The following is a 17334-nucleotide window of genomic DNA, read 5'->3' on the forward strand; positions in this document are numbered from 1 at the left end:
CTCCGGGCTTGTTGTCAGACATCGCAATTTCCGTAAATCCTCAAAGATGCATGGGTAAATGATTTAGCCGGAAAGACCAGGACTTGTGGGACGGATGTAACATCTGTTCTTTTGATGATTTGGCAAATTGGCAACTCTGAGAAAATTAACTGTGTTATTTTCAACACTATATAAGAGACCTCTTGCAAAAGTCAGTTAAGCAGATTCAGTTTTGGGGAGACGAAGCTCATAGTTGTATAAACCAGCTATGAGATTAAATCTCAAAGCAAATCTTTTTCGACGATTGCAATAACGGTCAGACAAAATTTTAAATATTTTCAGTTTTCGATTGATATGCTCACCCACAACTCGGACTTGGGCTAACTCTTGATTACTCTTTTTCTCTTCACGATTGAGTTTACCGCCTCTAGGTTTCTTTTTTGGTATTCGGCTCTTGACATGAAGTTTATGAATTCCTTGATATCCTTTATCCCCCAAGAATTCAATGTCTTTTATTAACCTAAGTTTACTATTTTTGAAAATGCGAAAATCATGCTCTTTTCCTTTACCATGTGCGGTACAGAGGATTTTTCCAGTGCTTTGGTTTACCACAACTTGAGATTTTAATGTATGTCTTTTCTTTTTTCCGCAGAACTGTTTTTGTTTTTTTAGGACGCTCTATTGGTGTTTCCGTGACATCTACTACAACAACTTCTATTTGATAATCAGAAGTTTGTAGTTTCTTCTTTCCTGGAAGTGTGAAAGCTCTTGAGGTGACCAGAGCATCTTCCATTTTACGAATGATACGATATACTGTTGACTCATTTACTCCCCATGACTGACCAATATGAAAATAAGTACGGTACTTTCTCCAGTACTCCAATGTCATCAATAATTGGTCTTCCAAGCTGAGTTTTCCTGGTCTACCAGTTTTCTTTTTCGGCCGAGTATGCGCTCGCACTACCTCCAGCATTTGAGTGAAAGTCTCCCGACGCACTCCACTCAAGCGTTTGAAATCCTCTGGCTTTAGGTTTTTTACCTGTTGGTAACTCATAGATCCCCCTCACTCTCACCTAGTTTTCTCATGCCACTGGGGACTTTTGCAAGAGGTCTATTGAATGCATAAATCAGAAAATGCATCGTACTAAACAATATGGGATGAATAAATCCCTAGCATTGCATATTGCATTTAATTGAAGTATCACGTATGAATTCTCAACACTCGACAAAGCTGTTGAAGGGAGAAGTGTTTTGCGAGCTTTCAGATGTAGAAGCTTTCCGATATTCCGGGGGAGCTTGGAAGAGCAAAACACCTACTACAACGATTGCTGCCTCTACCCCATTATTGTCGACAGCTGTAAAAAGCACTTTGTCGACTGCTGGCGGCGGAAGCACTTTAGTGGTAGCCACACCACCACTTTGGCCAGATCCGATCGATCCACACCCACACCCACCATACATACTTACCTATGGGGTGGCACAGTTGGCGACGATCTGAGACGTATCATACCTCATTCATGCAACTTACGTCAAACGCTCTATTAGCTAGAATAAACTTCTTTAAAACTGTTGCCAATTGTGGGCACTCCGATACCTGCCACTGCTCGAAAAGTGTCAGTTGACCAGGTGAGCATTTGTGCTTACCCTTATTCCGGCTAATTTTATGGCCAGCCAGCAACAAAATCCCCAGCAAGAAAGTTTGGCTGGTTTTGCTTTTGGTTTATACCTTTGACAAAACCCCCGATACTTTGTGGCACATTCATCTAATGTTTTACCCAGTTGTAGAAAAGCCGGATGCCATTGAGTCAATCCATCAACAGTCAATTGGTGAGTCCAGTCCTGCAAGCGGGTTTCCCGCCGTAGGGAACTGGCGCTAGCGTAGCGTTAGCGAGTACTCGAGCGTCACCCGTAAGGGTCATAAGTGCCATAGTTACTGAAATCGGAGAAAAAAAAACTGCGTTGCATTTGAGCAGCTTTGGGATTGCCATGAATATAGCGTATAGGCGGATGTTCGACTTTTGCAAGAGGTCTAAGGTGTATTTGCACTTTCAAGCTATTTAGACGGGCTGCAACCCGTCTTTATTTATCGCCAGTTACGTTTAATTATCGGAAATTATCGTTTCCAGGTTCTAAAAAGCAAATGCACTTTCATTGGGCTGCTGCCGCGAATTCGAGAGGTGGAGCCTCAAAATAGGCATTCCCAGCCAGAGACTCTTAACAAGGTAATAAATTAAATCTTTTTTTGATCTAAGGCTGGATAAATCAATAACTACAAACCTATTGATTGAGTGAAGGGATTCAATCCTAAAAAACACTACTCATGTCAAAGGAAAAAACGCTCATGAAAACGCAAATGTTGTTGAGCCTCGCCTGTTCTATATCTATGTTAGGTTGCATAATCCTGCCAGCGATCGCCCAACCAATAACGACTCACCCACTTCAGCCGATTCAAGCAGTCAATCAAGAGATTAACATTCCTGAAGATACAGCGATTATTGTCTCATTTCCAGCGTCTGTTACTGTAGATATCGGGCAAAAAAAGGATTATCCCTTCACACTTCCTTTAGCTAGCGCTATTAAAGATAATCAAGGTAATATCGTAGCGCCAAAAAATACTCCTGTAACTATTACCCGCAAACCCACTGATGGAGGCGCTAAAATTGTGGCGCAGTCATTGGTTGTCAACGGTCGATTTGTCTCAATTAAAGCATCAAGTCAGATGATTCCCGGCAAAACCATGATCCATATACGAGCTAATGATAAAGCTGTCGAGAATGGCTCTGTTTGGACTAGGATTGGTGGAAGCACCTTGGGCTTTTTTAGCCAAGGTGATCCCGAACAGTTTCACCCGGGAGCAATGCTAGGAAGCGCTGTTGGACTAATTTCAGGTTTGCACTCTGCCGAAAATACCCGTGTTGTACAGATTCCCCAGAGCAGTGTTTATGTTTTGTCGCTGGAGGCTCCTATTCAATTGTCTGCTCATTAGTCCAACCCTTGCCCAACAAAGAGGAGGTTTTAATTTATTACTCCTGAAAGCGGGTGCAGTATTGTTAAATGAAAACTATGTCTGGTTTCAGCTTTCAGGTACCGTTCTTGCAAAGGTTGCCACTGCTGCCACGACTGGTAACGATTTTCAGTTAACAAGTTAGCAAGGGTGGGCATCTCGGTGTGAATTTCTGACTTGAAGACATCTGAAAGCCAGTCAGTTAAGACGGCACTATCTTGCATCGTACCCAAAATTTCTTGGATACTTTTCACTTCTGTAAGATAAGCTGCGTAAGACTCGCCATATAACTCAGTAAATAACTCCATCTGGTAGCGTATACGTTTAGCTTCTTTTCGCAAACTATGAAGAATTTCACCTTCTGTTGTCAATTGTTGTTCTATCTTTTCTGGTTTCCAGTTTTTCTGGATTTTCACTTCTGATTCCACAAATTGGGTGCCAACTAGCCAACCAGGATGCAGTAAAAAGCTACTCACTTCTGGTAAAAGTAAATCTGGTAGGACTTGCTGAATAGTAATAGGTGCCAAAGGTTGATAACTGGGTTTATCTAACCATTTATCCAATGCATCTTTTAGAGACTTGTAAGATTCATCCTTTAACGTTTTCTGCACACTCGATTGTACATCTTCACGTTGTTTAGCCAAAGCTGTGAAAGCTGTTTGCAGAGATTCCTGCTCTTTGCGGGGTAAGTTTGGTTTGTAATTGTTTTCCAAACTTTCTTTGAGTACGTCTAAATCTCGCAGACTACCAAGACGACGGGCTATTTTACCAATATTTTTATCGCTGACTGGTTTCGACACATCTACCGCTAGCCCAAACCGAGTTACCGCTGTCCGTAGGCGACGCATTCCCACTCGCATTTGGTGCAGCGCTTCTGGATCTTCATCTTTCTTCACTGATTTTTCCCACTTCAAGGTTTTCTTAAAGTGTTTTTCAATCGCTTGGTAGGCGTAGTCCCCTAGAGTTTTTACCTTGGGTTGTGTAGCTAATTTCATAATTGTTCTTAAATGACGAGTACCTTATGAGGTTATTACATAATAACATTAGTTAAAAATTTATATCTACCTACTTTTGATATTTTTTTATCCAATCAGGGGTGTAAAGTAGGCTTATGACTATTGATAGTTGCATATCCAAGAAATTAATATAGAAGGACTTGTTTACACTGATTATTACCTATGGTTTGTTGGTTCTCACAGGTACAAATGTAAAAAACCCAAACCCGAAAATACAGATGCAAAAAATTTTAAAAGGCTAGCAAAAATTGAATCAGAACCCAACCCTTACCTCTTAGGGCGGATGTGTTTAAGTTGGGCTAAAATCAATTTTGGGTCGTACCTTTGGTGCGCTTCCAGCGCAACTGGGATTTTGGATTGGTGAGAAAGTAGGATGGGCAATCCTCCGTGGTGTATGCGGCAATCTTAAAGGTTAGTAGAGATTGCCTGTACGGGACAGGTGGGGATACACTGCTCACAGACGATACAGCGCGATCGCGTGAATGTCAATTTGTATGTCTCTGGGTGAAGGGTGAGGGCTTCGGTAGGACAAACCCCAGTACACAAACCACAGTGGACACAGACATCAGGATCAATCGCAATTTCGCCTAATGTATAAGAAACGCTAACATGGCGCGATCGCATCCACTCGATAGCGGCATCTAATTGATCGATGTCTCCCGATAGTTCCACTACCAGTTTGCCAATTTGATTTGGGGCAACTTGGGCACGGATAATATTGGCGGCGACGTTGAACTCTTTGGCCAGTACGTAAGTGACTGGCATTTGCACGGCGCGTTTTGGGAAGGTGAGTGTTACTCGTTTTTTCACAGGTTTAGCAGAGAGTTTTTTCTGTTGTAGCGTATTCGGAGTTTTATAACTCCAAAGATCATTACTTAGTTAGAAAATGCAATCCAGTATCGTAGGGTAGCACAGCTAGCTGTGCTACCCTACTCTATAGTTTAATTACCTAAAAAACTTTTTGGTTTTCTGAGATTAAAACACCAGCAGTGGTTAGTAAGTAAAAACTAACAAACAGCATCCAATGCTACTAATACCCTTTACTGGTTTTTCCATTGCTCACGAGGTGGTAAAGCGTCATGGTTAGATTGAAATGCACCTGGAGGAGCATAAATATCACTACTCCAAGTCTCTCCCGTCTCAGCGTCGATAATCGTTGTAATGGTAGCGCGATCAAAGTGACCGGCGCGGGGAATTGTAAAATCTGTTAATTCCGTAATCAATTTGTACACTAATCTATTACTGGATATCTCTGGATTTTCCGACTCTATACCAACCACTTTTTCACGGGTGGCTAGATGTTCGCCAAAATGCACAAGTTTGATGGATTTAATCACAGCTTTTTTGTTGACCCTAGCAAGAATTTTAGCTTGTGGAATCAATTTATCGGCAGTCAACGTACTGTTGTCTCTCAGCCTAATAGTAGTTGGTTTAGAAGTAGTTACAGGTTTAACTGGTTGTCTGGATTGTACGGGTTGAGCTAGTGTGTATCCCACAGGAATCAAAAGTGCTAACAAACTGCCAATTACAAATTTCTTCATTAAACCACCTTATAATCAATAAACTGCAATTATTAGTTGTGGTAAAGCTAGCGCTGTTGGTGTCCGGCTGAACATAAGTCAATTGCGAACATTACACTTCGTTGCACTCGCAATGATATATTATAAGGAATTTACCGGAGTTCATATAAAATACGTAAAAATCTTGGTACCGATAATTGCGCCATAGATGGCAAAGAAAATAGAACTAGTTACGAACAGAGAACTGATTTTATTTTGTAATCGGACTCCCTGACGAATTTCTTCTAAGAAGGACTGGCGATGTCTGACGACAAGCCGCTATGCGTATACGCGGAGTAAATTAACCAAAACCCCAAATTGTTGAATTCCGCGATTTTGTTTTCCCAGCATAATATCTGTTGTATATTTGGTGAAATTACTAATGACTAATTAACGGATTCCCAAAAGATAGCTAATAGCTTGAATCACACTCAAATAGAAATTACCTTCTTTTTCGCGGAATAGTTCAAAGGCAGAACCAGGTGTGCCAAAAAACGGTCTGAGAGTCCAGCCTAACTGACTACCTACGAAAGCGTAAAGAAATAGCCAAAATTGTAAAATTTTCTGGCGTGTCTTGCTACCTTCATTATCTTGTTCTAAAACTAAACTTGTAGCTTGATATAAAGACGAAATACCAATAAATCCAGTTAATGCAAAGATGAATACATTTAACAGGATTAAAAATTGGTAATTATTCGTGGTAATTAAGAAAAAGAGTGTGATTGGTGCAAAGCTAAATAAAAGTACGCTGGTGACTGAAACCGCAGTCAATACCAATGCTAAATGCTGTGCAAAAGTCCGCTTGGAACCAAAAATAATGTTAGCAAAGTAGAGCGTCGGAATACAAATCAAAAGTGTAATTAAATAAAGGGCTGGGAGTTTAATGGCGGAAGACAAAGCTTGCATCCAACTATGGTATGCACCAATGATTCCGCCATATGCAGCGAGAAACAAGGAACTGCAAACCAGCAGAGAAATGATTTTGTTTGGTAATCTTGTACCTTGGCGAACTTCCTCTAGAAAACCTTGGCGATCGCGCAGGAATCCAATCAGCACCGCAAAGTATTTTATTCCTAAAGATTTCCGTTCAATCATGTTATTTTCACACAGGTAAAATTCTAAGTTTCATCTAAGTAATCACCGCCAGAACCATACTTCCAGGCATCAATCAAACGATGCCAATAATATTGTTGTTCATTTGGTTGATTCTTAATCCATGTTTCTAGCATTGGACTTAACCAAAATAAGGCAGTATATACACCTAAGTTTCCGTAATGCACCATCCAATCTAACAAACTTCCTAAACCTACTTGGGGAATTATTTTGGCAACTAATAGCGGATGGGATAAACCAGTTTTTAACAGTGTTTGCGTTAGTGCCGAAAACTGTACTATATCCTGTAAAAATGGTTTTAGCACTGGTGTACCCAACTGTTGCATTTCCTGAAATACCGCTGAGAGTAGTTGGTTAATTTGATCTGGATCGATTTTCTGATTTATACCAACACTCATCGCCCTTTGAAACAACCAGGTGACAGTCAAACTTGGCTGATAGGGTTGCAGCAGTGCTAAGGCTTTTGCAGATAATTGTTCTGTTTCCAGTGTCTCGGAAATGCCAAACGTTAAACGCTTCAGGTGACGCACCATTGCCCCAAAACCACCAAAACTTAAGGGAGATTGACTACCACTGCTATCTCCGGCTGGTAGAATGCGACTCCAAGGGGTTTTTAGGGGACTTTGGCGATAGGTGGGAAAGAAGCCAAATAGCGATCGCTGAAATTTCAGCTTGCTCAATTCCACTCCCTGATATTCTGGTAAAAGACGCAGATATTCCTCAAACAGGGCTTCTAAACTCAAACGTTGGGGATGTGCATCCATATAGGTAAACAAGTAAGTGGTTCTGCCATCTCTGGCTGGGAAGGCTTCCCAGAAGTACTGACATTGATTCTGCAAAGATGTAAATGATAATAACAAGTCGCCTGAGTTATTTTGCGGAAAACCTTGGGCGCAACTTCCTACAACCAAGCACAAAGCATCTGGTTTTTTGCCTTGGCGTGCTTGTTGGGCGATGGGTGAAAGATGTCCCATCGCGTCGATTAATAACCGAGTTTTGAATTGGTTATTTACCATCACCCCATCTGGATGAACCACCGCTTCGGTAAAGGGTGTATTTTCTAACAACTTTCCCCCAGCGGCGAGAAATCGGGTTTTCAAAGTAGCCAGTAGATAAACTGGATCTACGCCGATATTTAAGACATCCTCTACCCAAACTTCTGTACCGCCATCAAAACTAACTCGCGCTGGGTTATATTGAGTAGCGATCGCACTTGCTAATTCTTCCTCTGTTAACAAGTTCAATTCCACAAACACATCTAATTCTTTGCGAGAGATATTCCATTCTTGTTCCCTCCCCCGCAGAATTCCCCTTTCCATCAACGCTACCCGCAGCCCCTTCACCACCAAGGCGCAACCAATTAAAATGCCTAAAGTGCCACCGCAGATAAGCACATCGAAGTCTACGACGCTTAAAGGCTGTTGACTTTCTTTAACTAACGTTGGGATAGGTGCGGTGTTTTCGCGCACAGATGTGAGGATGCGATCGCTTTGGCGCAATCCTGCTAAAACGTCGCTGGGTAATTGGGAAAGAATTTCTTCAGTTAAAGACATTTTGGAAAAATTCAACTCTACATTCCAAAACTACCTGAGAATGAAGAAAGTAGATACGATATTATTTATGGAGAGCTACGAGCGTGGTCAACAATAATAATCAAATACTACCATTACCCTCAGAGGTTGACAGAGAAGAGTTAGAAGGCGTTGTGCAGGTGTTAGCAAACATAACTAAGCTCCCTGCTGAAGTGGTTAAGCCACATTTAGATGCATTGCTTGAGCAGTTGATGAAATCAAAACAGGAGCAACCATTTTACAAAACTGCAACGGCTCTTGAGTGGATAACAGCTTTTCGGGAATGGGCAGAGAGCCATAGGAGAGATACGCCCTTACTATCAGAGTATGCTTTAAGTCGGGCAGGAATATACGATGATGAGGAGTCGGAAGATATTTAAGTGACTTATCTTGTCGATACCAACTTATTGCTACTAAGCGTACAGCCACACCACCCAATGTATGCAGATACACTGAACGCAATTTCAACTTTACGAGGAGCAGAGTTAGAGCTTTTTATTACTTCGCAAAACCTCATAGAGTTTTGGCGAAGTGCAACACGATCTGGTGAAAGGAACGGCTTAGGCTCAACCATAGCTGAAGCTAGGACGGAACTGGAGCGCTTAGAAGGTTTCTTCTTGGTACTGCCAGATGTACCTGAGATTTATCCAGAGTGGAAGCGATTAATTTTACAGTATGGGGTAATGGGGGTAAACGTCCACGATGCTAGGCTTGTAGCCTCAATGTTAGTCAACAGGCTAACCCATATTTTAACTTTCAACGTTAGGGACTTTAACCGCTACGCTTCTGAAGTCACCCCTGTGAACCCAACTAGCTTTACACGACTATCTTCTGAGAGCTAATTACGAATTACGAATTACAAGAATATGTCCACGACAAAATCTGTAGAACGTCTGTATACTTTTGCAGAATATCTCACCTACGATGATCGCACTGACAAGCGCTATGAACTTGAGGATGGGGTACTACTAGAAATGCCTCCAGCCTCAGATTTGCATGAAGCGATCATTACTTTCTTGTTAATCCGCTTCTATCTAGAAATCCAACGACTAGGGTTAGACTGGCAAGTTCGCCCTAGCGGTACTGGCGTTCGTACCTCTGTCAAAAAATCCCGCTTGCCTGACTTAATTGTGATGACTGAAGAACAGCGACAATCTATTCAGGGTAAATCGGCTGTGCTTGAGTTACCTCCACTGTTGACAATAGAAGTGGTTAGTGCTGAGTCTGTGAAGCGAGATTATCAAAGGAAACCACTTGAGTATGCAGCCTTTTCTATCCCTGAATACTGGATTGTTGATCCTCTTGAGGCAAAGGTGACAGTCTGTTTGTTGGATGAAGGACGTTATAACCAAACAGTATTTACAGCAAACCAGCAGATATATTCTCTGACTTTCCCTGAGTTAAAACTGACAGCGCAGCAGGTATTAACGGCTTAGGGATTTTTTATCTTAAAGTCATATCATGTCCGAATAATTAGTTATGATTCCCACGGTCATTGCACCCCACCCTAACCCTCCCCTTGTAAAGGGGAGGGAACTGGATTTCTAGTTTCCCCCCTTTACAAGGGGGGATTAAGGGGGGTAATTCGACACCATAGTTACCGAGGGGAGGGGTTCGCGGGGTCGTTCGGATAAGATCCCCCCGCCTGTGGCGACCCCCTTAAAAAGGGGGTAATTAGAAAAAAAAGCCCCCCTTTTTAAGGGGGGTTGGGGGGATCTCCGACGAATAAACACGTTAACCGAACTGTATTGGGTCGGGTTCTTAGAGTTTAATAAGTAATTAAGCCGACATGATATCAAGGCAATGGAATTCGCAGCGACACAAACGAACTCCGCCTTCGCCCATTAATTTTCAAGCGTTGGGACAGATAGAGTAAATCACTACACTTTTTTAAAAGTACCAGTGAATACTGTAGTTGGATTGGTTGCGACAATAAAGATTTCCTTGCCACTATTAACAATGATACCGTTGAAAAAACCAGTACCATTGATATTAGCTACGTATACCATCCGTACCGTACAATCTGGTTGAACATCATAATTCCCCGACACTGTCCTGTTTGCGATAGTACCGTTTAAGCTAAGAGTATCATTTCCTTGAAAATTTCCGTTTCCATCAAACTTGATTAAACCAACCACAGCTATTTGCTCTGTTTTACTATTCTCAAGGAATTGAGTTCCATAGCTACCTCTTATGGTTGCATTATTACAAGAAGGCGCACCTTGGGCGTTCACCTTTTGAGAGATAGCATCTGAAATGGTCAACGCTGACACACTACCAATCATTAACGTCGTAAAAAAGGCTTGGATTTTAAAGTTCATCATATTCATGAAATCAAAACACCTTGGGATAAATTATTGACATAGGACTTACGCACTGTACAAATTAATCATGGTATGAATTTACCAAAATAGGTTGTTTCAAGCTTTGATTAATTATTCTTGGATAGTAAATAAACGCGCGTTGTAGGGGTTTAGCAATGCTAAATCCTACGACAGATATGGTTTTTCAAACCATCTATATTTGGTATTTCTGTCAATGCGTAAGTCCTGTGACACTAGAAGATTACTATTAAATGACTTAACTTGTAAATACTAGGAGAAAGTAAAAATAAAATTTTTTACACCTTTGAGGTTAGCATTGGTGAAGTTTGCCCCTCAGATGTGGGCATAGCTAAAGTTTCCACCCGCAAGGTCTTTCCTACCTTTATATAGCGCTTCTCAATTGAGTCGAATACAGACCTAACCCCCAGCCCCTTCCCTTGTAGGGAAGGGGAGTAAATTCAAAGCCTCTCTCCTTTTAGGAGAGAGGTTTGGAGAGAGGTCAAAGTGTATTGCATACAAACAAAAAGCGCTATAGTTGCGTCCTCGGAGATTTTGAGCAAAGAAGTCTAAAGTTATGTTTCACTTTACAAAGGTGAGCAAATTTTACTACACGCTCACCCCTGTAAATTCAAGAATAATTAAATATATTTGTTAGTTGAGCCTCAGAAGGTCAACGTTGAGCCTCAGAAGGTCAACGTCGAGCCTCAGAAGGTGAACGTCGAGCCTCAGAAGGTCAACGTCGAACCTCAGAGGCTGATTTTTGCACTTTCACAGGTGCGATTTCTGCTATTTGAGCGATCGCATCTTCTTCTTGAGAGTGCTGTTTAACCCCTAAAGTTATCTCGTTATCTTGTTAAGAGTCTCCGACTGTGAATGCCTAATAAGAGGCTCTGCCGCCTCAAGAAAGAGCGGCAGAGCCAAAATAGAGATTTAACAACAAAAGTCAGCTTATCCCATCTTGCTGAGACCTAAGTTGTGTCTCTGGCTGACTTGAGCCAGCAGGCAAAACCCGATGTTCAGATGCCGAAGCTCCATTAGGAGAATCTGGAGGCTTTGAACCTCCCGATCCCTTACGAGAAAATATAGCCTGAGCCAGAGTCTTGATTAAGATATACAGAATTGGCACTAAGAACAAACTCAAGAATGTCGAAAGCATCAGCCCCCCAAAGAGCGCTGTTCCTAAAGACCAACGGCTGCTGGCTCCAGCCCCTTGAGAGATCACCAAGGGCAAAAATCCTAACAGGGCTGCAAAGGAAGTCATTAAGATGGGTCGCAGACGTTCTTGCCCTGCTTTCACCGCCGCCCGCGTGTAGCTCATCCCCTCCTCATGCAGTTGATTGGCAAATTCCACGACTAAAATCGCGTTTTTTGCGGCCAAACCAATCAAAGTCACCAGACCTACCTGGCAATAGATATCATCCACCACTTTCGGGAAAAGGCTACTTGCCATAAAAATATTGGAACGTAGCCAAATCGCCGTCATCGCTCCTAAGACTGCTAAGGGAACCGTCAGCAAAATAATCAGCGGGTCAATGTAGCTTTCATACTGAGCCGATAGCACCAGAAAGACAATAACGATCGCTAAACCAAAAATCAGACCTGTCGCTCCTCCAGATGTCTTTTCTTGAAGATAAGTCCCTGTCCACTCGTAACCAAATCCTTGAGGCAAAACCTCTGCTGCAACTTGCTCCATCGCTTTAATTGCCTCCCCAGAACTAGAACCGGGAGCAGGAGCGCCCTGGACTTTGATTGACCTGTACAAGTTGTAATGCGAGATGGTTTTTGGTCCTACAAAGGGAGTAACTTTCACCAGATTGCTCAACGGAATCATCGCCCCACTCGCAGAGCGAACATACAGCTTGGCAATATCATCTGGATTAGAGCGGAAAACCCCATCTGCTTGGACATATACTCGATACTGTCGCTGTCCCTGCACAAAGTCATTCACATATTGCGACCCCAAGTAACTTTGCAATGTCCCAAAGATAGTGCTGAGTTCCACGTTGAGAGCTTTGGCTTGGTTGCGGTCTACTTGGATGTCAAATTGCGGAGTGTCTGCGGTGAACTGAGTGAAGACTCGTTGTAAAACAGGCTTTTTATTTGCTGCCCCAATGAATTTGTTAGCAGTATCAACCAGCGTTTGAATCGGCGCACTTCCGGTTTTGTCTTGAATGATAAACTCAAAACCACCCGTAGTACTTAACCCTCTAACCGGAGGAGCATTCACAGCGATCGCTCTGGCATCTGTAATTGCAGAGAGCTTTTTGTTCACCCTCTGAAGTATGCCATAGACAGACTGAGATTCTAGAGTTCTCTCTTTCCAGGGTTTCAGGTTAGCAAAGGCAATGCCTAAATTAGAAGCATTGCCATCGAAACCAAAGCCACTGATCATAAAACTAGCTTGAACTTCGGGAAGCGATGTTACTTCTTTGACAACCTTATTCATTACAGATTCGGTGTATTTCAAAGAAACCCCATCAGGGCCCTGGACAATTACAAAGAAGTAACCCTGGTCTTCCTCTGGAATAAATCCGGTAGGCACTGTTCTGTACATCAAAACCGTTGCTACTAAACCAGTAATGAAAACCCCAATTACAATCGGCTTGACATGGGTAAGATAGCTAACAAACCCGACATAGCGGCGTGTGAACCAGCTAAATCCCCGATTAAACTGCGTGAAAAACCAACCTAAAGGGCCCCGTGGAGTCTGAGCCGGGCGCATGAGGATGGCTGCCATCGTCGGAGAGAAGGTTAAGGCATTGAAGGTCGAGATGCCAATGGAGCAAGCAACGGTTAACGCAAATTGTTTGTAGACAATCCCAGTAGTGCCCGGAATGAATGCAACTGGAATGAATACCGCCATGAGTACAAGTGAAGTGGCAATGATTGCCCCAGTCAACTCCTTCATAGCTTCGACAGCAGCATCAAAAGGCCTCATGCCCTCCTCTAGTTTGACTGCAACTGCCTCCACTACAATAATCGCATCATCGACGACGATACCGATCGCCAGGACGAAACCAAATAAGGTCAGTGTATTAATCTGAAATCCCAAAACCAACAGAGCCGCACATGTCCCAACCAGGGAGACGGGGATCGCAACAGTGGGAATGATCGTGGTCCGCCAGTCTTGCAAAAAGACAAAAATTACCAAGACCACCAGGATAATCGCCTCAACCAGAGTGTGCAAAACTTCTTCTAAAGAAATTTCTACAAATGGAGTGGTATCAAATGCCAGCTGTGCTTTTAGTCCAGGTGGAAAACTCTTCGATAGTGTTGCGATCTGTTCTTCAACAGCATGGGCAACGTCCAGGGCATTACTACCGGGAAGTTGATATATCCCCAAACCGACGGCTGCCTTGGGGGTACTTCCTGGTAGGGTGAATTTGGCATCAGCCAGATAGCTCTCTGCTCCCAGTTCAACTCGACCGACATCTTTGACCTTAACTAAGGTGCTACTAGTGCCAACTTGACCCACCTTCAGCACCATCTCCTCAAATTCAGCCGCATCTTTAAATCGACTGGTTGCCCTTAAAGCAAATTCAAAGCTTTGATTATCTGGTGCTGGTTCCTTACCAATCGCCCCTGCACCCACCTGAATATTTTGTTCTTGCAGGGCAGTTGTCACATCTTGAGGAGTTAGTTGATGTTGGGCAAGCTTGTTGGGATCAAGCCAAAGACGCATTGCATATTTGCGCTCCCCAAAAATAGTGGCTTTTCCTACACCAGGAAGCCGTTTGATCTGATCGAAAATAAACAGATCAACATAGTTACTGATAAAAATGTTGTCATACTCATTATTTTCTGAGTAAAACCCAAAGACGAGAAGCAAACTGCTCGATGCCGTTTCAACGGTGACACCTGTGCGTTGAACAGCGTCTGGCAATTGAGGGTCAGCAAGTGTTTCTTTATTTTGAACGTTTACTTGAGCAATATCGCTATTGACATTAGTTGGGAAGGAGACAGTTATATTGCTCAAACCATCATTACCCGTATTAGAAGATATATAAGATACATCTTTAACACCATTAATTTGTCGCTCAATAATGTTGGTGACAGTACTTTCTGTTGTTTGAGCATCCGCACCAATATTGTTGGAGCTAACGGTAATTTGCACCGGAGCGAGATCCGGTAGCTGAGAAATCGGCAGGATCGGAATACAGATGCTTCCCAGCAGCAAAATGATGAACGTACAGACCGTCGTCAGGACTGGACGTCTGATGAAGGTGTTGACAAACATAAATCAGTGAAAAGTTTAAGACAGGTTAGTGAGGTAGTAGCTTTTTATTAATATAAGGATTTATTAAAGCTTAGTGTTGCGATCGCCCAAAATTGGGGATTAGGGATTGAGGAACACGTTGCGCTCTCTGGGGATAAGGGGCAATAGGGACTTTTTCAGCAGTTTTCATTTATTTCAATCACATCTATCATCGGGGCACAGCATTGCTCACGCGTGTCAACTTCAGCCAAAACACAAGAGAAAATTCTCGTTTCCAGCCAAAGCCTGAAAATGCATTAAAAACGGCTCTACCGCAAATTCAGGAGGCGGCAGCCCCCCAATACAGCATTTAGAGCCAGATGCATTCAAACACTCATTAATGGAGTTCAAAGCCTCATTAACGAGTATCAAAGACTTATAATATTGCATTCTCAAATATATCTCCTCTGCTCCCCTGCTCCCCCTGCCCCTCTGCTCCCCTAGCAAGAGAGAGGTCAAGATTTGGTTTAGTCAATTGAAAAAGGCGGTAATGAGCCAAATTTCTAATTAGCTTTGCCATTCTCCTGAAAATTTAACAAATGATCATCATTAGGCACAGAAATGGAAATTCCAGCTTGGTCTAGGGCAACTTTCAGGCGGCGGCGAAACTCCCGTGCTACATCCCATTGTTTGAGAGGCTGTGTTTTAATCCAGACGCGAATAATCAAACCGCGATCGCCAAATTGATCTATTCCCAAAACTTGCGGCGGTTCCAAAATTTGAGGCTGCCATTGTATTTCTTGATTCATCTCGAAACCAATAGTTTGAATCAACTTCAAAGCCTGTTCTGTATCGGCTTGGTAGGCGATCGGTATTGTTAAATCGGCTCGTGACCAACGACTAGAAAGATTGGCAACAACTTTAATTTCACTATTGGGAATCGTGATCAAGCGCCCTTCCGAATCCCGCAGTTGGGTCATCCGCAGATTCAGATTTTCTACTAAGCCTCCCACATCTCCCACAGAAATCACATCGCCTAAAGCGTACTGGTCTTCTATAATGATCAAGAAACCGTTAATTGCATCTTTAATTAAGTTTTGCGAAGCTAAAGACACCGCAACACCAACTAAACTCGCACCCGCTAGCAAGGGAACAATATCTATCCCCAATGACACCAGCGCTAGCAAGAAGCCTACTCCTATGCAGATAATAGTAGCGATGCTTTTAGTCACGCCAGAAAATGTGGAAACTCGCAGTTGCAGCCGTTCAGAACTTTCTGGGGTTAGGAAAGCACCACTGCTGATCAGAGTGGAGGCGAAGCGGTCAATCAGAGCATAGCTGAGACGAATAGCTACATAAGTGACCAGTAGCACAACACCTAATCGTAAAGGAAATTGGGCGGCGGTGAGAATCGTCACTTGAAATGCTCGTGTGTAGGGAAATAAACCCAAGATAAAGAAACTTCCACCTCCCCAAATTCCGGCTTGAATTAGCTCAAACAATCGTTTCTTGGCTTCTTGGACATGGTGCTGTTCCCGTTGATTTAGTTGTGTTGTAATTGGTTCCTCTGCTGGTGTTGAGGGGTTGAAGAGTTCCCTTTGGCGTTGAGAGGCAATGGAGTCTAGTGAATCCTTTCTGGAACGCCTCTCCCAGCTATATACCCCCCAACTCATGATAATCATTGCCAGTCCAGTAGCCCCAGCAATTTTACCTTGCTCAATTAAAAATTGAGTTTGTCTTTCTTGTTTTGCTTGTTGCAAGTCTTCTTTTAGTGCGTCGGCGATTTGATCTGCCGATGTTGACATATCTACCTGTCGCAGTCGGGCATCTTCAGAAGTGATGGTCATCAGGTATTGGTCGTTGACATAAACCACTGGTAATTCGTTTACTTTCCGCACTTTCACCTCGACTACTGTTTTTGGTGGTGACTGAAAGTAATTTTGGCCAATTTTCTCCAACTTCTTTTGGATGTCTTGTGAACGCTCAGGAAAGTTGGTTTTTGATGCCGCTATCTGAAATAACGGACGACCATCTAAATAAATCCAGCCTGAAACAACTTTGTTATCTGAATCATTACTCACACTGCTGGGAGCTTGCAGCTGTGGTAAAAAAGGAATCTGGGCTGTGGCTTTTGGCACAGATACAACGGCTATAGCCATTGAACTAGCGATCGCCAAAAATTGAAAGCGCACTCAAGCACCTCCTTAAGTAAAATCTACTATTAATTGCTTCTATAGCTATCCTCCGCAATTACTTTCTGTAAATGTACCTATCTAAAGTTGAGGTTTTCCCTTTAGATGATTAAATTTTGATGTTTTTTCTATTATCTATCTAAAGATAGATGACAATATATTTTCAATGAATAGGTAAGACTTAAAATAGTCTTATTCTGACCAAAGATAAAACAAAAAGGAAGAAGCTGGGGATGAAGTTGACATTCCGCTTATCAAACGTCAAGCTAGTTTTGAGGACTATTGACTAGTAGTTTGCTAATTGCAAGCAAAAATCGCCAGTCGTAGAATAACCTAGTAGAGTGCGTAAATTCTACGTAACTTTTTTAATTTTTTGAGGTA

At 42.6% G+C, this 17334-nt stretch carries 17 protein-coding genes; 8 read left to right on the forward strand and 9 right to left on the reverse strand.

Annotated features, from left to right (window positions below; all coding sequences use genetic code 11):
* Positions 1-195: 195 nt before the first annotated feature.
* Positions 196-1033 (reverse strand): IS5 family transposase gene (locus tag V7K85_RS23820; protein ID WP_334817151.1). Its coding sequence is split into 2 segments (ribosomal slippage): positions 196-649 and positions 648-1033, totalling 840 coding nucleotides; the frame shifts between segments, so codons are not numbered across the junction.
* Positions 1034-1348: 315 nt separating this feature from the next.
* On the opposite strand from V7K85_RS23820, the gene V7K85_RS23825 reads away from it, so the two are divergent.
* The 3 genes from V7K85_RS23825 to V7K85_RS23835 all read left to right on the forward strand — a co-directional run bounded on the left by V7K85_RS23825 (position 1349) and on the right by V7K85_RS23835 (position 2965).
* Positions 1349-1477, forward strand: a complete 129-nt coding sequence (locus tag V7K85_RS23825; protein WP_334817153.1) for a hypothetical protein — start codon at positions 1349-1351, stop codon at positions 1475-1477.
* A gap of 136 nt (positions 1478-1613) precedes the next feature.
* Positions 1614-1856: a hypothetical protein gene (locus V7K85_RS23830; RefSeq protein WP_334817155.1), complete on the forward strand. Its 243-nt coding sequence runs from the start codon at positions 1614-1616 to the stop codon at positions 1854-1856.
* Positions 1857-2320: 464 nt separating this feature from the next.
* On the forward strand, positions 2321-2965 hold the full coding sequence (locus tag V7K85_RS23835) for a hypothetical protein (RefSeq protein WP_334817157.1): 645 nt from the start codon (positions 2321-2323) through the stop codon (positions 2963-2965).
* A 29-nt stretch (positions 2966-2994) separates the two neighbouring features.
* Here V7K85_RS23835 and V7K85_RS23840 read toward each other — a convergent pair whose 3' ends face one another.
* Positions 2995-3978, reverse strand: a complete 984-nt coding sequence (locus tag V7K85_RS23840) for a CHAD domain-containing protein (protein ID WP_334817159.1) — start codon at positions 3976-3978, stop codon at positions 2995-2997.
* 130 nt (positions 3979-4108) lie between these two features.
* Between V7K85_RS23840 and V7K85_RS23845 the strand changes: the two genes are divergently transcribed.
* Positions 4109-4363: a DUF3616 domain-containing protein gene (locus V7K85_RS23845; protein ID WP_334817161.1), complete on the forward strand. Its 255-nt coding sequence runs from the start codon at positions 4109-4111 to the stop codon at positions 4361-4363.
* Between the two features lie 41 nt (positions 4364-4404).
* On the opposite strand, the gene V7K85_RS23850 is transcribed toward V7K85_RS23845, so the two are convergent.
* The 4 genes from V7K85_RS23850 to V7K85_RS23870 form a co-directional block, all read right to left on the reverse strand.
* On the reverse strand, positions 4405-4809 hold the full coding sequence (locus tag V7K85_RS23850) for an NIL domain-containing protein (RefSeq protein ID WP_334817163.1): 405 nt from the start codon (positions 4807-4809) through the stop codon (positions 4405-4407).
* 230 nt (positions 4810-5039) lie between these two features.
* Positions 5040-5540, reverse strand: a complete 501-nt coding sequence (locus V7K85_RS23855; protein WP_334817165.1) for a hypothetical protein — start codon at positions 5538-5540, stop codon at positions 5040-5042.
* Between the two features lie 408 nt (positions 5541-5948).
* Positions 5949-6653 (reverse strand): actin-binding WH2 domain-containing protein, encoded by a 705-nt coding sequence (locus V7K85_RS23865; protein WP_334817166.1) that lies wholly within the window; start codon positions 6651-6653, stop codon positions 5949-5951.
* Between the two features lie 23 nt (positions 6654-6676).
* Complete coding sequence (locus V7K85_RS23870; RefSeq protein WP_334817167.1) at positions 6677-8224, reverse strand: FAD-binding oxidoreductase; 1548 nt, start codon at positions 8222-8224, stop codon at positions 6677-6679.
* A gap of 83 nt (positions 8225-8307) precedes the next feature.
* Between V7K85_RS23870 and V7K85_RS23875 the strand changes: the two genes are divergently transcribed.
* From V7K85_RS23875 to V7K85_RS23885, 3 genes are read left to right on the forward strand one after another with little or no spacing between them, the layout of a single operon-like run.
* Positions 8308-8622: a hypothetical protein gene (locus V7K85_RS23875; protein ID WP_334817169.1), complete on the forward strand. Its 315-nt coding sequence runs from the start codon at positions 8308-8310 to the stop codon at positions 8620-8622.
* Complete coding sequence (locus V7K85_RS23880) at positions 8623-9084, forward strand: type II toxin-antitoxin system VapC family toxin (RefSeq protein WP_334817171.1); 462 nt, start codon at positions 8623-8625, stop codon at positions 9082-9084. It begins immediately after the preceding gene.
* A gap of 24 nt (positions 9085-9108) precedes the next feature.
* Positions 9109-9678 (forward strand): Uma2 family endonuclease, encoded by a 570-nt coding sequence (locus tag V7K85_RS23885; protein ID WP_334817172.1) that lies wholly within the window; start codon positions 9109-9111, stop codon positions 9676-9678.
* A gap of 444 nt (positions 9679-10122) precedes the next feature.
* Here V7K85_RS23885 and V7K85_RS23890 read toward each other — a convergent pair whose 3' ends face one another.
* Complete coding sequence (locus V7K85_RS23890; RefSeq protein WP_334817174.1) at positions 10123-10566, reverse strand: hypothetical protein; 444 nt, start codon at positions 10564-10566, stop codon at positions 10123-10125.
* Positions 10567-11214: 648 nt separating this feature from the next.
* Between V7K85_RS23890 and V7K85_RS23895 the strand changes: the two genes are divergently transcribed.
* Positions 11215-11394, forward strand: a complete 180-nt coding sequence (locus V7K85_RS23895) for a hypothetical protein (RefSeq protein ID WP_334817176.1) — start codon at positions 11215-11217, stop codon at positions 11392-11394.
* A gap of 115 nt (positions 11395-11509) precedes the next feature.
* On the opposite strand, the gene V7K85_RS23900 is transcribed toward V7K85_RS23895, so the two are convergent.
* Positions 11510-14803, reverse strand: a complete 3294-nt coding sequence (locus V7K85_RS23900) for an efflux RND transporter permease subunit (protein WP_334817179.1) — start codon at positions 14801-14803, stop codon at positions 11510-11512.
* A gap of 521 nt (positions 14804-15324) precedes the next feature.
* Positions 15325-16953, reverse strand: coding sequence for a mechanosensitive ion channel family protein (locus V7K85_RS23905; protein WP_334817181.1), 1629 nt, complete (start codon positions 16951-16953; stop codon positions 15325-15327).
* Positions 16954-17334: the final 381 nt, after the last annotated feature.

The sequence above is a fragment of the Nostoc sp. genome (genome assembly GCF_036917615.1).
Lineage (GTDB): Bacteria > Cyanobacteriota > Cyanobacteriia > Cyanobacteriales > Nostocaceae > Nostoc.